At 45.9% G+C, this 16,885-nt stretch carries 18 protein-coding genes; all 18 read left to right on the top strand.

The window, feature by feature from the left end; genetic code table 11:
• The first annotated feature begins 100 nt into the window (after positions 1 to 100).
• Positions 101 to 1,498 (top strand): alanine/glycine:cation symporter family protein, encoded by a 1,398-nt coding sequence (locus tag HW447_RS11530; protein WP_243176289.1) that lies wholly within the window; start codon positions 101 to 103, stop codon positions 1,496 to 1,498.
• 132 nt (positions 1,499 to 1,630) lie between these two features.
• Positions 1,631 to 2,131, top strand: a complete 501-nt coding sequence (locus HW447_RS11525; protein WP_176255416.1) for a dihydrofolate reductase — start codon at positions 1,631 to 1,633, stop codon at positions 2,129 to 2,131.
• A complete protein-coding gene (locus tag HW447_RS11520) occupies positions 2,128 to 2,640 on the top strand; it encodes a dihydrofolate reductase (protein ID WP_176255415.1) in 513 nt (170 codons plus the stop codon). Before HW447_RS11525 ends, HW447_RS11520 begins: the two co-directional genes overlap by 4 nt.
• Before the next feature lie 109 nt (positions 2,641 to 2,749).
• Complete coding sequence (locus tag HW447_RS11515) at positions 2,750 to 3,661, top strand: aldose 1-epimerase family protein (RefSeq protein WP_176255414.1); 912 nt, start codon at positions 2,750 to 2,752, stop codon at positions 3,659 to 3,661.
• Between the two features lie 130 nt (positions 3,662 to 3,791).
• Entirely contained in the window at positions 3,792 to 4,682 is an 891-nt protein-coding gene (locus tag HW447_RS11510; protein ID WP_176255413.1) for a sulfide/dihydroorotate dehydrogenase-like FAD/NAD-binding protein, read from the top strand.
• On the top strand, positions 4,682 to 6,070 hold the full coding sequence (gene gltA, locus HW447_RS11505; RefSeq protein WP_176255412.1) for an NADPH-dependent glutamate synthase: 1,389 nt from the start codon (positions 4,682 to 4,684) through the stop codon (positions 6,068 to 6,070). The genes HW447_RS11510 and gltA overlap by 1 nt, the downstream gene beginning before the upstream one ends.
• A gap of 173 nt (positions 6,071 to 6,243) precedes the next feature.
• Complete coding sequence (locus HW447_RS11500) at positions 6,244 to 6,723, top strand: helix-turn-helix domain-containing protein (protein WP_176255411.1); 480 nt, start codon at positions 6,244 to 6,246, stop codon at positions 6,721 to 6,723.
• Positions 6,724 to 7,067: 344 nt separating this feature from the next.
• Complete coding sequence (locus HW447_RS11495; RefSeq protein WP_176255410.1) at positions 7,068 to 7,556, top strand: AfsR/SARP family transcriptional regulator; 489 nt, start codon at positions 7,068 to 7,070, stop codon at positions 7,554 to 7,556.
• Between the two features lie 28 nt (positions 7,557 to 7,584).
• A complete protein-coding gene (locus HW447_RS11490; RefSeq protein ID WP_176255409.1) occupies positions 7,585 to 8,298 on the top strand; it encodes a CpsB/CapC family capsule biosynthesis tyrosine phosphatase in 714 nt (237 codons plus the stop codon).
• A 37-nt stretch (positions 8,299 to 8,335) separates the two neighbouring features.
• On the top strand, positions 8,336 to 9,085 hold the full coding sequence (locus HW447_RS11485; protein WP_176255408.1) for a YveK family protein: 750 nt from the start codon (positions 8,336 to 8,338) through the stop codon (positions 9,083 to 9,085).
• A 3-nt stretch (positions 9,086 to 9,088) separates the two neighbouring features.
• On the top strand, positions 9,089 to 9,850 hold the full coding sequence (locus HW447_RS11480; RefSeq protein WP_176255511.1) for a CpsD/CapB family tyrosine-protein kinase: 762 nt from the start codon (positions 9,089 to 9,091) through the stop codon (positions 9,848 to 9,850).
• The gene (locus HW447_RS11475) at positions 9,834 to 10,907 is read left to right on the top strand and encodes an LCP family protein (protein WP_243176283.1); all 1,074 of its coding nucleotides are present in this window, start codon (positions 9,834 to 9,836) and stop codon (positions 10,905 to 10,907) included. Before HW447_RS11480 ends, HW447_RS11475 begins: the two co-directional genes overlap by 17 nt.
• A gap of 36 nt (positions 10,908 to 10,943) precedes the next feature.
• Positions 10,944 to 11,624 carry a hypothetical protein gene (locus HW447_RS11470; RefSeq protein WP_176255407.1) on the top strand — a complete coding sequence of 227 codons (681 nt, stop codon included), beginning with the start codon at positions 10,944 to 10,946 and terminating at the stop codon, positions 11,622 to 11,624.
• An 82-nt stretch (positions 11,625 to 11,706) separates the two neighbouring features.
• The gene (locus HW447_RS11465) at positions 11,707 to 11,940 is read left to right on the top strand and encodes a hypothetical protein (RefSeq protein WP_176255406.1); all 234 of its coding nucleotides are present in this window, start codon (positions 11,707 to 11,709) and stop codon (positions 11,938 to 11,940) included.
• A 3-nt stretch (positions 11,941 to 11,943) separates the two neighbouring features.
• Positions 11,944 to 13,362 carry a sugar transferase gene (locus HW447_RS11460; protein ID WP_176255405.1) on the top strand — a complete coding sequence of 473 codons (1,419 nt, stop codon included), beginning with the start codon at positions 11,944 to 11,946 and terminating at the stop codon, positions 13,360 to 13,362.
• 20 nt (positions 13,363 to 13,382) lie between these two features.
• Positions 13,383 to 14,513, top strand: a complete 1,131-nt coding sequence (locus HW447_RS11455) for a glycosyltransferase family 4 protein (protein ID WP_176255404.1) — start codon at positions 13,383 to 13,385, stop codon at positions 14,511 to 14,513.
• Positions 14,514 to 14,535: 22 nt separating this feature from the next.
• Positions 14,536 to 15,612, top strand: a complete 1,077-nt coding sequence (locus HW447_RS11450) for an NAD-dependent epimerase/dehydratase family protein (protein ID WP_176255403.1) — start codon at positions 14,536 to 14,538, stop codon at positions 15,610 to 15,612.
• Between the two features lie 21 nt (positions 15,613 to 15,633).
• Positions 15,634 to 16,884 carry a nucleotide sugar dehydrogenase gene (locus HW447_RS11445; RefSeq protein ID WP_176255402.1) on the top strand — a complete coding sequence of 417 codons (1,251 nt, stop codon included), beginning with the start codon at positions 15,634 to 15,636 and terminating at the stop codon, positions 16,882 to 16,884.
• The last annotated feature ends 1 nt before the right edge of the window (position 16,885 follow it).

Below are 16,885 nucleotides of genomic sequence, written 5' to 3'. Positions count from 1 at the left end.
AATTATTATATACTAATATGAAGTAAAAATCCATCCCCTGAAATATGGAGAGGGGCAGGCCGCAGGTACGGTCTGAACAAAGGAGAAGGAGTGGCAAACAATCATGGTTACAGTAATTGAAACAGTTTACCGGTTTTTATGGGGGGATCTGCTCACGCTGCCTTTGCCGGGAGGCGCAAGTATCCGCTTTTCGCTTCTGGTGCTGCTGCTGATTCCTACGGGAATTTATTTTACGCTGCGCACACGTTTTCTTTCCCTGCGTCTGTTTAAAGACATGGTGCGGGTAACTTTGGAGAAAAAGGATGGAGAGACAACGGCGCTTTCAGCGTGTCAGACGCTGATCGTGTCTACCGCTACCCGTGTGGGAATGGGAAATCTGGTAGGCGTAGTGGCGGCCATTTCCGCCGGCGGCGCAGGTGCCGTGTTCTGGATGTGGGTCACAGCCCTTTTAGGCTCAACCACCGCGTTTATTGAAGCCACGCTGGCTCAGCTTTATAAAGAGGAAGATCCTCTTTACGGCGGCTATCGGGGCGGCCCTGCCTACTATATGCACAAATTTTTCGAGAAAAAGGATAAAAAGAAGAGATGGATGCCCTTATCGGTGCTGTTTGCCTTATCCGGCTTGATCTGCTGGTGCGGAATCAGCCAGGTTATCAGTAATTCCGTGGCATCTGCCTTCAAAAATGCGTTTCACATACCGCCCCTTTACAGCACCATCGTCCTGGTGATTCTTGGCGCAGTGATCGTTCTGCGCAAAAACGCGACCGTAAAGGCTCTGGATGTGATGGTGCCGGTGATGGCTGGGCTGTATCTTCTGATCACAGTGGCAGTGATCGTTCTGAATTTCCAGCAGATTCCCTCTGTGTTTCAGCGTATCTTCTCAGAGGCCTTCGGGCTGCGCCAGGCAGTGGCAGGAGGAATAGGAGCTGTGATTATGAACGGCGTAAAACGAGGGCTTTTTTCCAATGAAGCAGGCAGCGGGTCGGCTCCCTGTGCCGCAGCGGCCGCTGTGACAGACCATCCGGCCAAGGTGGGGCTGGCACAGGCGCTGGGCGTATTCATTGATACGATCGTTATCTGCAGCTGTACCGCCTTCTTAATGCTTCTGGCTCCAGAGCAGGTAACAGGCTCCCTGGAGGGAATGGATCTGCTGCAGGCGGCCATGGGATACCACCTTGGTTCCTTTGGAATTATCTTCATTGCAGTAATTCTGTGGCTGTTCAGCTTTTCCACATTTTTAGGAATCCTCTACTATGCCCGTTCCAACGTATCATATCTGTTTGGAGACAGCTGGGCGGCTCAGACAGCATACAAGGTGCTGGCGCTCATCATGCTCTTTGTGGGCGGACTGACTGCCTATACCGTTGTATGGGATCTGGGAGACGTTGGCGTAGGACTGATGACTATCTTTAACCTCATCGCCCTGTACCCCATGGCAGGAAAAGCTTTGGCTGCTCTTAAAGACTATGAAGAAAAGCGCAGACAGGGAAGGATCTAAAACGTATTATAAAGCAGGATCGTTCGGCGCGCCGGGAAATTGTGTGAAATATCCCGGCGCGCCTTTTCATTTACCCGCACCCATGCTATAATCGGTCATAAGAATGCGATTGAAATACAGGAGAGACGCGATATGAATCTTATTGCAGCAGCAGATGAAAACTGGGCCATCGGAAAAGACGGCGGCCTTTTAGCCCATCTTCCAGGGGATATGAAGTTTTTCAGAGAAACGACCAAAGGCCGGGTAGTTGTCATGGGACGCAGGACACTGGAGAGTTTTCCAGGCGGCAAGCCGTTAAAAAACCGTGTTAATGTGGTTCTCACAAAGAGCGGCCTGAGCGCTCCGGAGGACGTTGTGATCTGCAGGAGCGTGGAGGAAACACTGGAGTATCTGACACAGTATGGAAACGACGATATATTCATCATTGGCGGAGGCATGATCTACCGGGAATTTCTTCCATACTGTAAAAAAGCCTATATTACCCATATTTTCAAGGCTTTTCCGGCAGATACCGCACTGCCTGATCTGGATAAAGAACCAGGCTGGCGGCTGGCCCGTGTCCTGGGAGAAGGAGAGGATCATGGAATCCGCTATGAATTTCGACTCTATGAGCAGATGGGAGGCACGCGATGAATTTTCTGGTATCGGCAGATAAGAACTGGGCTATCGGGAAGAACGGAAGGCCGCTGGTGACCATTCCTGCAGAACGTCAGCTTTTGCTGAAGGAAACAGCAGGCAAGACCGTAGTTATGGGACGCAGAACCCTGGAAACCCTTCCGGGGGGCCAGCCTCTGGGAGGACGGACGAACCTTGTCCTGTCGGAGGATCCTTCGTTTAAGATAAGGGGTGCAGAGGTATGCAGAAATATGCAGGAAGCTCTGGATAGACTGCGGGATATCCCTTCTGGGGATATTTATGTGATCGGTGGCGGCAGTATTTTCAAACAGTTTCTGCCCTGCTGCGATACCATTCACCTGACTCGTATCGACTATGCGTATGACGCGGATATGAGGTTTCCCATAAACCTGGATCAGAGCCCGGAGTGGGTGCTGGCCCAGGAAGGGGAGGAACAGACCTATTTTGACCTTTGTTATACCTTCTGCCGCTATGTGAGAACAAAGAGGAGCACAGATATTGTGTAAAAACAGTTGTAACATCCGGCAGAAAATGATAAGATGATTTTTGTGTGAAAACAGCAGGTTTGCAGCAGCGTCCATAAAGGACGCTGAGAGCGGAAATGGGGGTAGTCTTATGAAGCAGGACGGCAGTGTGTTTACACTGGAAAATGAAGAACTTTTGGTTACAATAGACCGCCGCGGCGCAGAGCTGACAGGGATTTACGATAAGAAAGCAGGCAGGGAAATTCTGTGGAAGGCCGACCCGTCTGTATGGGGCCGCCATGCGCCGATCCTTTTCCCCTTTGTGGGAAAGAGTTTTGAGGGAAAATATCTCTGCGATGGTACGGAGTATGAGATCATGCCCCATGGCTTTGCCAGAGATATGGAGTTTGAGCCTGTGCTATGCGATATGGATGAATGCTGGTATCGGTTAAAGGACACGCCAAAGACGTATGCGGTCTATCCCTTCCATTTTGAACTGGAGGTAGGGCACCGCCTGACGGGACGGGTCATTGAGGTTATATGGAGAGTGGTTAATCCTGATTCCGGGGAACTGCTGTTCATGATCGGAGGCCACCCGGCCTTTCAGACGCCCCAGGGAAAGACAATCTATGATTATACGCTAAGTTTTAATAAAGAGGGATCCGGGGCAGAAGAGTCTGCACAGCAGCTTCATTATCTGGCGCCCAATGAAAACGGATACCAGGAGGAGCGCCGCAGCGGGACTCTGCAGCTGAAAGACGGACAGGTTCCCATTACGAAGGGATTTTTCGATGCAGCGCTTACCTATATGTTTGATGACGGACAGGTTTCAAGCGTCGGCCTGCTGGTGGATGGAAAGCCCTATGTAACCGTCAGCTGCGGCGGTTTCCCCTACCTGGGAGTGTGGACCATGGAGGCCACCCATCCTTTCGTATGCCTGGAGCCATGGTACGGCATCTGCGCTCCTGACGGCTATGCAGGAGAATTAAAGGACCGGCCGGGGATTCAGAAACTTAATGCCTGGGGAACCTGGGAGAAGAGCTACAGCATCCGGATCGAATAAAACCGCCGGGCTGGATCTATAAATTACGCGTGCTTTCGGAATGGTGAAAAAGAGGAGCCTGATGTCAGAAAAATCCGGCATCGCGTTCCGGCAGATCCGAGACACATAAGCAAAAATGAGGAGGAGAATCATGTACAAAATCGTTAAGGCGGAGTGCCTGGCGGACAAGATTTATCTGATGGACGTAGAAGCGCCCAGAGTGGCAAGAGCCTGTCAGCCGGGAGAATTTGTTATTGTAAAGATTGACGAGGTGGGAGAGCGTATCCCGTTAACCATCTGCGATTTTGACCGTGCAAAGGGACTGGTCACCATCGTATTCCAGACAGTAGGAGCATCTACCCTGCGCATGGCAGAGTTAAAGGCCGGGGATTACTTCCAGGATTTCGTAGGCCCCCTGGGACAGCCTTCCGAGTTTGTAAAGGAAGATATCGAGGAAGTAAAGAAGAGAAAATACCTCTTCGTGGCAGGAGGCGTAGGTTCCGCTCCCGTATATCCCCAGGTAAAATGGATGCGTGAGCATGGAATTGATGTGGATGTCATCGAGGGATCCAAGACAAAGGATCTGCTGATCCTGGAGGACGAGCTGCGTGCCGCTGCAGGAAACCTCTATGTGACTACCGATGACGGCTCCTACGAGCGCAAGGGCATGGTAACAGAGGTCATTAAGGATCTGGTGGAAAACCAGGGCAGGAAGTATGATGTCTGCGTAGCCATCGGCCCCATGATCATGATGAAATTCGTATGTAAGCTTACAAAAGAGCTGGGAATCCCCACCATTGTCAGCTTAAACCCCATTATGGTAGACGGAACCGGTATGTGCGGTGCCTGCCGCGTGACTGTTGGAGGAGAAGTGAAGTTTGCCTGTGTAGACGGACCGGAATTTGACGGCCATCTGGTAGACTTTGACCAGGCAATGAAGCGTCAGCAGATGTATAAGACAGAAGAAGGCAGAGCAGCGCTCAAGCTTCAGGAAGGCGCAACCCATCATGGCGGCTGCGGAAACTGCGGAGGTGAAGAATAATGGACGTATTAAAAAGAGTACCGATCAGAGAGCAGGAGCCAAAGGTAAGAGCCACGAATTTTGAAGAGGTCTGCCTTGGCTATACACAGGAAGAGGCGCAGGAGGAGGCAGCCCGCTGCTTAAACTGCAGGAACGCCCAGTGTGTAAAGGGCTGTCCTGTATCCATCAATATTCCAAAATTCATTTCAGAGGTCAAAGAGGGGAAATTCTCTGAAGCGTCAGCGACCATCGCAGAGTCCAGTGCCCTTCCCGCCGTCTGCGGCCGCGTCTGCCCTCAGGAAAGCCAGTGCGAGGGAAAATGTATCCGCGGTATCAAGGGCGAGCCGGTTTCCATCGGAAAGCTGGAGCGCTTTGTGGCTGACTGGTCCAGAGAAAACGGTGTTGTTCCTGCAAAGCCAGAGAAAACCAACGGCATCCGAATTGCCGTAATTGGTTCCGGTCCTTCTGGCCTGACCTGCGCCGGAGACCTGGCAAAGATGGGCTATGAGGTAACTATTTTTGAGGCCCTTCACGAGGCTGGCGGCGTACTGACCTATGGCATTCCTGAATTCCGTTTGCCAAAGACAAGGGTTGTGCGCCCTGAGATTGAAAACGTAAAGAAGCTGGGCGTAAAGATTGAAACGGATGTGATCATCGGAAAGTCTGTCACCATCGACGAACTGATGGAGGAAGAGGGCTTTAAGGCCGTATTTATCGGTTCCGGCGCAGGACTTCCCAAGTTCATGGGTATCCCCGGTGAAAATGCAAACGGCGTATTTTCCGCAAATGAATATCTGACCAGAAGCAACCTGATGAAGGCCTTCAGAGATGACTATGACACCCCCATTTTCCTCGGCAAAAAGGTAGCCGTAGTAGGCGGCGGAAACGTAGCCATGGACGCGGCAAGAACTGCACTTCGTCTGGGAGCTGAGGTTCACATCGTATACAGAAGAAGCGAGGCTGAGCTTCCCGCCCGTGTGGAAGAGGTACACCACGCAAAGGAGGAGGGAGTACAGTTTGATCTTCTCACCAACCCGGTAGAGATTCTGACTGATGAAAATGACTGGGTAACCGGTATGGTCGTGCGCAGGATGGAGCTTGGCGAGCCCGATGCTTCCGGACGCCGCAGACCGGTAGAGGTAGAAGGATCGGACTACACCATTGATGTAGATACGGTCATCATGTCCCTGGGAACATCCCCCAACCCGCTGATCTCATCCACTACAGAAGGGCTGGAGACAAACAAGTGGAAGTGTATCATCGCTGATGAAAACAACGGCAAGACCACAAAGGAAGGCGTATATGCCGGAGGCGATGCTGTGACAGGTGCAGCTACGGTAATTCTGGCCATGGAGGCAGGAAAGGCCGGAGCAAGAGGAATCCATGAGTATTTGAAGGGAGAAAAATAAGTTTCCCTTCGATGTCTTAAAACCGAAAACAGAAATGAAAAAGATCCGCAGAAACTGTATATCAGGCTTTGCGGATCTTTTTGTGTTTTTTGGTTTTTAGCATATATTTTACTGGAACTATATATCTTTTGGTGCTAATATAAGGGTAGAAATGGTTTCGAGGGGGAAGATAAATGTACAGAAAGATAAGTTCAAAGGAAAGCAATAAGGTTTACATAAAAACATTTGATGGGTTTGATCTGTACTATAAAGGAAAGGCCATTTATTTTTCAAACAGCAAAGCCAAGGAGCTTCTTGCGATTCTGGTGGATCATGGAGGAAAAGAAGTCAGTCTTGCCCAGCTTGCTCATTTTTTATCGGATAAAGAAGATGCCGCTGCAAAGCAGAGTGTGCATATGGCCTGGCATCGGCTGAAAAAAACACTGGAGTCCTGCGGAATAGAGGGCATTGTAAAAAAAGGACGGGGAATGTATTCAATTAACTGTGACATGGTTGAATGCGATTCCTGGGATATGATGGAGAAGTCGCAAGATCGGTATTTTATGGGGGAATATATGCCTGAATACAGTTGGGCAGAGGTTACATTATCGTATCTAATTCAAAAATTTGATGAAATAGAGGCACAAAAAACGGGTGGGGGGGGGGGTATATGAAACAATGGAAAGATACTTCTATAGATCAATCATAAGACGATTCAGAGAAACCATGCTGAGGTGGATCTGTTGCGGTTTGATTATAGAATAATAGAAAGATATGCACAAAAAAATTAGTAAACATGAGGAACTGCAGAGGAAAAATGCAGTTCCTTTTTTTGTTTAATTAAAATTAAATATAAAAAATAAGATGTAAACGGAAAAATACAACAAATGTAATAAAACTACTTAAAATGACAAAAATGGAAAAATCTGTAACGGTTATGAAAGTAGCTATGTTGTATTGTATTAAAAGAAATCTTACGAAATTATAAACAAAATATAAAAATTACAGGAGAAGATCAATGAATCAGAGGGAGGAAATGGATATTTTTATCAAAACCTTTGGTGGCTTTGACGTATTTGTGAACAGAGAACGGATTTATTTTTCCAGTGAAAAAGCAAAAGAGATGCTGGCTATTCTTGTTGACAGAAGGGGCAGCAGCGTATCTTTATCTCAGATGGCATGGCTGCTGTATGAGCAGTCGCCGGAGCAGATCGCAAAGAACAATCTCAGGGTTATATATTATCGTCTCAAAAAGATCCTGAAGGACTGGGGGATTGAAAATATACTGATTAAAAAGCGCGGAAGCTACGCTGTCAATGCCGGCAGCTTTACCTGCGATTTATATGAATTTATTGAAGGAAACCCTGCATTTGTACACAGTTTTTTAGGCAACTATATGCCGGGCTATGCCTGGGGAAAAGAAGTGCTTCCCTATTTGAATCAATTATACTACCAGTATACGGAAACAGCCGCGGCATCTCTTCCTCCTTCGTACAGGGGACTTTAAAGACGTGTGCGGATAAGAGGGAGCATCCATGTTTAGGATAATTGACATACATACACATATTCTCCCAGGAGTAGACGATGGGGCAGGGACCTGGAAGGATACTTTGCAGCTGATGCAGACGGCATATGCACAGGGAACCATACATATGATTGCCACGCCTCATTATTCAAGTCGGGTTGATATTGATAAGCTGGTAAGCCTCAGGGATCAGGCGCAGAAGCTGGCACAGAATGCCGGACTCGAATTAACGGTCAGTCTTGGGCAGGAAATCCTCTATTTTGAAGATCTTCCCATTTATCTTGAGCAGGGAAAGGCTCTGTCACTGGCAGGAAGCCGTTATGTGTTGGTGGAATTTCAGCCGAATGACAGCTACCAGCGGGTATGGAGAGCAGTACGGGAACTGGTACAGACCGGTTATTTTCCAATTATAGCTCATGCGGAACGGTATCGGTGCCTCAGAGAAGACAGCAGAGTTGAGGAACTGATTGATAGCGGAGCTTACCTTCAGGCAAATGCGGGAAGTATTTTGGGAGGTATTCTTGATAAGACTGCTTTCTGGTGCCGAAGAGCGGTTATGCAGGGCCGCATTCATTTTCTTGCATCGGATATGCACAATATAGGCCATCGGCCTCCGCGGCTTGAGGCAGCGGCAGAATGTTTGGCGAAACGATTGTCTCCGGCACAGATACAGGGGATCGTTGGAAATAATCAGGTATTTATACTGAAAGACAGGATGCTGTAACATATTTACTACAACAGGGAAAAGGGATTGTAAAATTATGGAAAAGAGACATGAAGAGAATGACGAGATACAGATTGATTTATTAGAGCTGTGCTGCGCCTTAAAGAAAAAGCTGTGGCTGATTCTTCTGGGGGTTATCGTAGGCGGACTTGGCGCGGGATTTTACAGCAAAATGGTATTGACACCCATATATAAGTCTACGGCTATGGTATATGTTCTCTCAAAAGAAACAACGCTGACTTCTCTAGCCGATCTGCAGATTGGAAGCCAGCTGACGAAAGATTACAGCGTGCTGGTAACCAGCCGCCCTGTATTAGAGCAGGTGATTGAGAATCAGGGTCTGAATATGTCTGTTGAAGAATTAAAGAACAAAATCAGTATCGGAAATCCAACGGATACGAGAGTGCTGTCCATTACTATTTCAGATACGGATCCCATCCGGGCTCAGGCACTGGCTGAGGAAGTAGCAAAGACCTCATCCAACTACATAGGCGATATTATGGAAATGGTTCCTCCAAAGATCATCGAAGAAGGTGTTCCGGCGGTATATCCAAGTTCGCCCAACACCAAAAAGAATGCGATTATGGGCGGACTGATAGCAGCAATATTGATTAGTGGCATCATATGCTTAAAGGTGATTATGAATGATACCATTAAGACGGAGGAGGATGTGGAGAAATATCTGGGGCTTACCGTCCTTGCTTCCGTCCCTGACGCAGATGAGAACAAGAACGTTGAGAAAAAGGGAACAAGCAGGAAAAAGAATAGTAAGAAAGGGGAGGTATAAATGATGGAGATGCGACTGGAACTTAAGAATACGGAGAGAAGTGATTATTACTATACAGAGGCAGTTAAGACCCTGCGAACCAATCTTCAGTTCTGCGGCAGCAGCATAAAGACGATTCTTTTTACCAGTACCGTGTCTGGAGAAGGAAAAAGCGCTACTACGGTAGCAGTAGCCGCTTCTCTGGGAAGTATTGGAAAAAAGGTTCTTCTGGTGGATGCCGATATCCGCAAATCCGTACTGGTCAAGCGCCACGAGATCAGCGGACGCCCCAATGGCTTGTCCCAGTACCTGAGCGGTCAGAAAAAACTGGGAGAGGTTACGTACCATACCAATGTGGAAAATGTAGACCTGATCCTTGCAGGCCCTTACTCCCCTAATCCGGCGGAACTTCTGGAAGACGAGCTGTTTAAGCGGATGCTGGAGAACGCCAGAGAGATTTATGACTATATTATCATCGATACGCCTCCCATGCTGAATCTGATCGACGGAGCCATTATCGCAAGCCAGTGCGATGGGGCGGTTATTGTAGTAGAGAGCGGAGCTATTAGCTACCGCATGGTTCAGAAGGTGAAGACACAGTTGGAGAAGAGCGGCTGCCGGATTCTGGGAACGGTGCTCAATCGGGTAGGCGGCGAATATGGGGCCGGATACTATAAGAAGTACTATGGGAAATACTATAAGAAATATTACAGCAAATATGGAACAGACGAAAGTATTGGCTATGATTCTGTGCGGGAAAGGGTGAGCTGTGAAACAGAACGGTAAAAAACAGACCGGATTCTCCCGAAGTTATTTAAGGGAATTTCTTATTACAGCAGCCATGGTGCTGGTGATCCTCTTTGCAGCCGTGACCTGGAATCTCTGGCAGGAAAAAAAATTGGCGGTTCAGGAGAATCAGGCCTGGAACAGCCAGGCAAAGGAAACCTTACCTTCAGAAGAATCGTTTTATGGCCAGAATCGGGATCGGGTAGAGTATGAGGGGAAAACATACCGCCGCAACACTTATATAAAAGCATTCCTGTGTATGGGAATCGACCGCAGGGATGAGCTGACCCAGACAACTGTAGCAGGAGCCGGCGGACAGTCTGACGGCATTTTCCTTGTAGCCCAGGACACAATCAGAGACACGGTCCGAATCCTGGCGATTCCCCGTGATACCATGACAAGTATTCCCCTGACAGATTTAAGTGGAAATATCCTCGGCTATGATACTCAGCACCTCACATTGGCTTACGCCTACGGTGACGGCCGGGAAAAGAGCTGCCAGTATATGTGCGAGGCAGTAACGGAACTTCTGGGCGGTTTAAAGATCGACGGATATATGGCAGTCAGCATGGGAGCTCTGGCGAAGCTCAACGATGCCGTAGGAGGAGTTACTGTTGCCATTGATGATCCAGAATTAGAAAGTCGGGATCCAGATTTTAAGTCAGGTTCTTCCATCACCCTTATGGGAGACCAGGCAGAGGCCTTCCTGCGTTACCGCGATACAAAAAAGAACCAGAGCGCCATTACACGTCTGCAGCGTCAGGAAAGCTACATCACCGGCTATGCCGCTTCCATGAGAGAAAAGGCGGTTAAAGAAGACGGACTGGCTCTTAAACTCCTGGACATAGCCGCGCCGTATATGGTAACGAATCTTTCTAAAGACCAGTACCTGGATATGTGTATGGCATTTTTAAACAGCAGTCAGCAGTTAAGCGGAGACGATATTCAGATTCTGCCGGGAAAAGGGGTAGAGACAAAGATTTATGACGAATACTATCCGGATTTGGAACACACAAAACAAATGGTTCTAGACCTGTTTTACAGGGTTGAAGCATAGAACAAGCCATCAAAAGGAAAGGAAAGGTAAATCATCATGAAGAAAAAAGCAGTAGTGATTGCAATGGCAGCGGCTTTGGCCGTTTCCCAGTATGCATCCGTATTTGCGGCAAACAGTCCAGGAACCGGCGTTGTGATTCCAAGCGATGATGACGATGACGACTACGATATCGGTGAGCGTGTTGACCGGGTAACGGGCGGATCATCCTCATCCGGCACAGGAAATAGCGCAGCATCCTCAACACCCGGCGGACAAACTGCAAGTGGCGTTACATCCCCTACTGAGGGCGGAACTGCCAGCCACAGCGGCGGCCAGGCAGTTGTAGGCGATACGGGCATTGAGTTCGTACAGGGAAGCGACAGTGCAGTAAGTGGCCTGCCGGAAGATGTAGTATCTTCTATTCAGGCCATCAATAGCGGAAACAGCCTGACTCAGGCTGGAACGGGTCTGGACTTAAACGGCTACAACGCCCTGGTGGGAACCACAGCTGTTATGACCTATCAGGCAGGCACCAGAGTAGAGAAAACAGGAGCGACTGATTTGCCGCTGTATGTACCAAATCTGGTAGAGGGTCTTGGAACAGTACAGGTACTGTTTTACAACAACATGACATCCAAGTGGGAGCTGCTTACACCCACTTCTATTGATGCAGCAAATAAGATGATCCATGTGACCATTCCGAACTCCGGAACGTTCTCAGTTATCTATAAGCGCTGATAAACGCTTATCTTATGCTGATCCCGGGCTGCCCAAAGCAGCCCGGATTAAGAAAAAATGCAGAGGAAAAGGGGAGAGATCAATGAAATCTACAGGTATGAGAAAAATAGTTGAAATTCTGATGGCGGCAGTGATGGTCTGGTCCGCATTCCAGATCAGAAACTGTGCAGTAATTCAAAGAACAACCCCATTTCAGGGAGAGTTTCACTGGGATATCCTTACATACGAGCTATTGTTTCTGGCTGCAGGTTTTGGCCTGGTAGCAGCCATTGAGAAGGGGATTTTTAAGAAACATTACAATAATGAGGAGAAATAAGGTATGCTGATCCGAAACAGATCCTTTTATATGTTGGCAGACAGCATTGCAGTCATTTTGTCATTTATAATGGCTCTGTTGGGTCGATTCGCTTCCCTGGACGCCGGAAGTTTCCAGCTTGGGCACTGGTACGGCTGTGTCCTTATGCTCTTCATTTATCTGGTAGTTTTGCTATTCTACCAGCCGGACAAGCCTATTATGAAGCGCAGCCACTGGAACGAGCTGCGTGTGGTCATTACCGACAACTTCTATATGGTAATGGCTCTGACATTCATTCTATTTGCATTCAAATTGGGGGACAATTCTTCCCGCAAGTTTTATATATTATTTTTCCTGTTTAATACGCTGACCATGTACCTGGGACGTCTGATGATCAAGACTCTTCTGTTTCGGCACTACGGAAAACCGGAAAACAGAAAACGTCTGTTAATCTGCGCCTGTGACAGCAATGTATTAAACGTAATGAACCAGGTTGTCAATGCCAATCTGTATGACTACGATGTTTCAGCGATTGCAGTGATGTACGTCCACGGAAAGGTAGAATTAAACCAGGTAGGCCGTAACGAAAACGGAAGCTACCTCTGGTCCAATCCGGACGGCCTGACGGAATACCTGAAAAAAGAAGTAGTAGACGAGGCCCTCTTATGCCTTCCCACTATGTGCCGAGAGAAGCTAAATGACCTGATCCGACGCCTGGAGGCACTGGGAATTGTGGTACATATCACTGTCAATACCTTCGGTATGGATGAAAAAGAAAAGGCCATAGAAAATTTCGGTGTCTACCGAGTGCTGACCTACTGTCCGCGGATCTTTGAGCCTGTAGAACTGTTCTTAAAGCGTGCCATGGACATCGCAGGAGGTTTGGTAGGAATTCTGTTCACATTGGTTTTGTCTATATTCGTAGTGCCGGCTATTTATCTGGAATCACCTGGGCCTGTGATCTTTAAACAGACCCGCATCGGCCGCAATGGCCGCCAGTTTTCCATCTACAAATTCCGCTCTATGTACATGGACGCCGAGGAGCGCAAAAAAGAGCTCATGGCCCAGAACCAGATGGACGGCCTCATGTTCAAGATGAAGGATGATCCAAGAATCACAAAGGTAGGAAAATTCATAAGAAAAACCAGCATCGACGAGTTCCCCCAGTTTTTCAATGTGCTTAAAGGCGACATGAGCCTGGTAGGAACAAGACCCCCCACGCTGGACGAATTTATGCAGTACGAGGAACACCACAAAAGACGTCTGAGCCTGAAACCAGGCATTACAGGAATGTGGCAGGTCAGCGGCCGCAGCGAGATCCAGAACTTTGAAGATGTGGTGAAACTGGATCTGGAGTATATCGATAACTGGTCCATCTGGCTGGACTGCAGGATACTGGTACAGACGGTGCTGGTGGTGCTGATGCATAGAGGGGCGGAGTAAAGAGGGGGATAAGGAGTTTTATGAAAAGTAATTTAAAAATAGCAATGTTCGGACACAAGAGAATTCCTTCTCGTGAGGGGGGGATAGAAATTGTTGTGGAAGAACTGTGTACCAGAATGGTTCAGATAGGACACCAAATCACCTGCTATAGCAGAGCAGGACATCACGTGAGTGGTGCTGGATACGATACAAAAGCAACAAAGGATTATAAAGGAATTCGATTAAAAATTGTTCCGACGATTAAAAAGAAGGGGCTTGCAGCAGTATCATCATCATTTTTCGCAGCACTTTTCACGGCTCTGGGAAATTATGATGTGGTACATATTCATGCAGAGGGACCAGCATTTTTTTGCTGGATTCCTAAGCTGTTTCAAAAAAAAGTAGTTGTGACGGTGCATGGACTTGACTGGTCCCGCGAAAAGTGGAAAAGTGGATTCGGTTCTAAGTTTATTCATCAGGGTGAACGCAATGCGGTAAAGTATGCAGATGAAATTATTGTTTTATCAACTGGAGTTCAAAGATACTTTTTGGATACCTATGGTAGAGAAACACATTTTATTCCGAATGGGGTAAATAAACCAGTTTGTAGAGAAGCAAATCTTATAAAAGAGAAGTTTGGCTTAACGAAAGATGGCTATTTCTTATTTTTAGGAAGGATAGTTCCGGAGAAGGGACTTCGATATTTGGTAGAATCGTTTAAGAATGTAAAAACGGATAAAAAACTGGTTGTTGCTGGGGGGGCTTCTGATACCGATGGATTTATGAAAGAGTTAGAAAAAATGGCAGAAGGCGATGAGCGAATTTTATTTACCGGTTTTGTTCAGGGGGTTCTATTGGAGGAACTTTACAGTAACGCTTATGTCTACATACTTCCTTCAGATTTGGAAGGAATGCCATTGAGCTTACTGGAAGCAATGAGCTACGGGAATTGTTGTTTGGTTTCTGATATTGAAGAATGTGTAGCAGTGGTGGAGGATAAGGCTGTTATTTTTGAAAAGTCTAATGTTAATGACCTTAAGAAAAAAAGTCAGATGCTTTGTGATCATCCTGAAATTGTTGCAGAATATAGGAATAAAGTAGTGGATTTTATTTGTAATAAGTATAGTTGGAATGACGTTACTGATAAAACATTGGAACTTTACATTTATTAGAGAGTTAAAGAGGATGTTAATTATGCAGTATGTAGAATTAAAAAATAAAACGGTTTTTGTAACAGGTGCTGCAGGATTTATTGGTTCAAATCTTGTAAAAAGATTATTGGCAGATATCGATGATGTGAAAGTCGTTGGTGTTGATAATATGAATGATTACTATGATGTGCGACTGAAAGAAACACGTTTACAAGAACTTTCTAAGAATTCTAATTTTGTATTTATTAAAGGTGATTTGGCAGATAAATCTTTAATCACTGCTATTTTTGAGAAATATAGGCCTGCTGTAGTTGTAAACCTTGGGGCTCAGGCTGGAGTCCGCTACTCTATCACGAATCCAGATGCATATATTGAATCTAATTTGGTTGGTTTTTACAATATTTTGGAGGCGTGTCGCCATTCTTATGATAATGATGAAAAAGGTGTAGAACATTTAGTATATGCAAGCTCCAGCAGTGTGTACGGTACTAATAAAAAGGTACCATACTCCACAGCAGATAAAGTAGATAATCCAGTGTCTTTGTATGCAGCAACCAAGAAGAGTAATGAATTAATGGCACACGCATATTCTAAATTATATAACATTCCATCAACGGGCCTACGTTTTTTCACAGTTTATGGACCTGCTGGCCGTCCGGATATGGCTTACTTTGATTTCACAAATAAATTGTTAAATGGGGAAACTATTCAAATTTTTAACTATGGTAATTGTAAAAGAGATTTTACATACATAGACGATATTATAGAGGGAGTTATCCGTGTTATGCAGGGGGCTCCGGAAAAGAAGAATGGAGAAGATGGTCTCCCAATTCCTCCATATGCAGTTTATAATATCGGTAATAATCAACCAGAAAAACTGTTGGATTTTATTCAAATTTTACAAGAAGAGTTGATTAGAGCTGGCGTATTACCAGAGGATTATAATTTTGAAGCACATAAACAACTGGTACCTATGCAGCCTGGTGATGTTACAATTACCTATGCTGATACGGAAGCATTAGAGCATGATTATGGATTTAGACCATCCACGTCGCTGCGTACTGGACTGCGGAAGTTTGCGCAGTGGTACAAAGATTTTTATATGAGTGTGAACTTATAGTAGGTGATGGAGGAAATAAAAATGAGAGAATTTAAAGAACTTAGAATTGCGGTTGCTGGTACTGGTTATGTGGGGTTGAGTGTTGCTACTTTGCTCTCTCAGCATCATAAAGTCATTGCAGTGGATATTGTTCCTGAAAAAGTGGAGTTGATTAATCAGAGAAAAACCCCGATTCAGGATGAGTATATTGAAAAATATCTGGCAGAAAAGGAACTTGATTTAACTGCTACCTTGGATGCAGAAGTGGCATATAAAGACGCAGATTTTGTAGTAATTGCAGCGCCAACCAACTACGATCCTAAAAAGAATTTTTTTGATACATCTGCAGTAGAAGCTGTTATTCAGCTGGTTATCAAGTATAATCCTGATGCAATCATGGTGATCAAATCTACGATACCTGTAGGTTTCACTGCGTCTATTCGAGAAAAATATCATTGTGATAATATTATTTTTAGCCCGGAATTTCTTAGAGAATCAAAGGCTTTGTATGATAATTTGCATCCATCTAGGATTATTGTGGGTACAGACACAAAGAATGCACGGCTGATAAAGGCAGCCCATATATTTGCAGAATTGCTCCAAGAAGGGGCTATTAAGGAAGATATTGATACTCTCTTTATGGGGTTTACTGAAGCGGAAGCGGTAAAATTATTTGCAAATACATATCTTGCTTTACGAGTATCATATTTCAATGAATTGGATACCTATGCTGAAATGAAAGGTCTGAGCACTCAAGAAATTATTAATGGTGTTTGCCTTGATCCTAGAATTGGTACACACTATAATAATCCATCTTTCGGATATGGTGGTTATTGTTTGCCAAAGGATACAAAACAGTTACTAGCAAACTATGAAAATGTACCTGAAAATCTGATAGAGGCCATTGTTGAATCCAACCGAACTAGAAAGGATTTTATTGCAGACCGTGTATTAGAGTTAACTGGATCCTATGAAGCAAATGATGAGTGGAATAAAAACAAGGAAAAAGAAGTTACAGTGGGTGTTTATCGTCTGACAATGAAATCAAATTCCGATAATTTTCGCCAGTCTTCTATTCAGGGAGTCATGAAACGTATTAAGGCTAAGGGGGCAACGGTTATTATTTATGAACCTACATTGAAAGATGGAGAAACGTTCTTTGGGAGCAAGGTGATAAATGATTTGGAACAGTTTAAAGCTCAAAGTCAGGCAATTATTGCTAACCGATATGATACGTGCTTGGATGATGTAAAGGATATAGTTTATACAAGAGACATTTTCCTGAGAGATTAAG

Origin of the sequence: Enterocloster alcoholdehydrogenati, assembly GCF_013282095.1 — a bacterium.
GTDB classification, from domain to species: Bacteria; Bacillota; Clostridia; order Lachnospirales; family Lachnospiraceae; genus Enterocloster; species Enterocloster alcoholdehydrogenati.
This window is presented reverse-complemented; position numbering and strand designations above follow the sequence as displayed.

What these genes read in the sequence shown, in the direction of transcription:
- HW447_RS11465 (WP_176255406.1), top strand. Translation starts at nt 11,707, where the DNA reads ATGAAATCTACAGGTATGAGAAAAATAGTTGAAATTCTGATGGCGGCA.
- HW447_RS11445 (WP_176255402.1), top strand. Translation starts at nt 15,634, where the DNA reads ATGAGAGAATTTAAAGAACTTAGAATTGCGGTTGCTGGTACTGGTTAT.
- HW447_RS11515 (WP_176255414.1), top strand. Translation starts at nt 2,750, where the DNA reads ATGAAGCAGGACGGCAGTGTGTTTACACTGGAAAATGAAGAACTTTTG.
- HW447_RS11525 (WP_176255416.1), top strand. Translation starts at nt 1,631, where the DNA reads ATGAATCTTATTGCAGCAGCAGATGAAAACTGGGCCATCGGAAAAGAC.
- HW447_RS11485 (WP_176255408.1), top strand. Translation starts at nt 8,336, where the DNA reads ATGGAAAAGAGACATGAAGAGAATGACGAGATACAGATTGATTTATTA.
- HW447_RS11460 (WP_176255405.1), top strand. Translation starts at nt 11,944, where the DNA reads ATGCTGATCCGAAACAGATCCTTTTATATGTTGGCAGACAGCATTGCA.
- HW447_RS11520 (WP_176255415.1), top strand. Translation starts at nt 2,128, where the DNA reads ATGAATTTTCTGGTATCGGCAGATAAGAACTGGGCTATCGGGAAGAAC.
- HW447_RS11510 (WP_176255413.1), top strand. Translation starts at nt 3,792, where the DNA reads ATGTACAAAATCGTTAAGGCGGAGTGCCTGGCGGACAAGATTTATCTG.
- HW447_RS11470 (WP_176255407.1), top strand. Translation starts at nt 10,944, where the DNA reads ATGAAGAAAAAAGCAGTAGTGATTGCAATGGCAGCGGCTTTGGCCGTT.
- HW447_RS11450 (WP_176255403.1), top strand. Translation starts at nt 14,536, where the DNA reads ATGCAGTATGTAGAATTAAAAAATAAAACGGTTTTTGTAACAGGTGCT.
- HW447_RS11480 (WP_176255511.1), top strand. Translation starts at nt 9,089, where the DNA reads ATGGAGATGCGACTGGAACTTAAGAATACGGAGAGAAGTGATTATTAC.
- gltA (WP_176255412.1), top strand. Translation starts at nt 4,682, where the DNA reads ATGGACGTATTAAAAAGAGTACCGATCAGAGAGCAGGAGCCAAAGGTA.
- HW447_RS11500 (WP_176255411.1), top strand. Translation starts at nt 6,244, where the DNA reads ATGTACAGAAAGATAAGTTCAAAGGAAAGCAATAAGGTTTACATAAAA.
- HW447_RS11455 (WP_176255404.1), top strand. Translation starts at nt 13,383, where the DNA reads ATGAAAAGTAATTTAAAAATAGCAATGTTCGGACACAAGAGAATTCCT.
- HW447_RS11490 (WP_176255409.1), top strand. Translation starts at nt 7,585, where the DNA reads ATGTTTAGGATAATTGACATACATACACATATTCTCCCAGGAGTAGAC.
- HW447_RS11495 (WP_176255410.1), top strand. Translation starts at nt 7,068, where the DNA reads ATGAATCAGAGGGAGGAAATGGATATTTTTATCAAAACCTTTGGTGGC.